This is a genomic window from Mesorhizobium sp. M1143 (assembly GCF_040318435.1).
Taxonomy (GTDB): domain Bacteria; phylum Pseudomonadota; class Alphaproteobacteria; order Rhizobiales; family Rhizobiaceae; genus Mesorhizobium.
In genome coordinates, this window is record NZ_JAMYMJ010000205.1 from 1 (window position 1) to 569 (window position 569).

Sequence of the window (569 nt, forward strand, 5' to 3'; positions counted from 1 at the left end):
GCTCATAGTTCTCAGCCCGTATGCCATTCCGGCGCAGTCGGCAAACCAGTCGAAGACACTCATGTCACGCCCTGTGACGCATTGAAGGATTTCAATCGCTGCGCCCGTTAAAGCAAGTAGAACCGCCAGCCGGACCACCTGTTGGGGCCAGCCGAGGCTACCCAAAGCTGACAAGGTGGCGAACGCGGCGGCGTGGTTGAGCTTGTCGTGATGAGACGTAAAGGCCAATCCGAGGGCGTGCAGCAGGTGGTCTGGCAATAGCGCGAGCAGCAGGACGACTGCCAACGTGGAGAGAAAGGCAGCCCTTGCCATGCTCTGATGAAAGCTGGACTGCGGCAATCTATTCGCAGCACTCCCGGTTCCTAGTTCTCGCTTCTCATACTGGTGCACTAGGCAGAGCTCCAACCTGCATCTGAGCTATGAGCGCGAACAACTGGCATGCTTAACAGGCCTCCTGATGTCATCAGGAAGTTAATGAAACAGCCTATGTCACTCTGGATGGTTCCATAGGGCGCTGCGAATGTCGCCCTCCATTGTGATGAGGCCGAGGGTTTCCTGCCGAAAAGGCG

The 569-nt window shown here is 56.9% G+C and carries 1 protein-coding gene; it reads right to left on the reverse strand.

Translation table 11 applies throughout. The features are described from left to right. The coding region (locus NKH35_RS31965; RefSeq protein ID WP_352917589.1) for a VanZ family protein at positions 1–339 on the reverse strand (339 nt) is incomplete at its 3' end. Between the last annotated feature and the right edge of the window lie 230 nt (positions 340–569).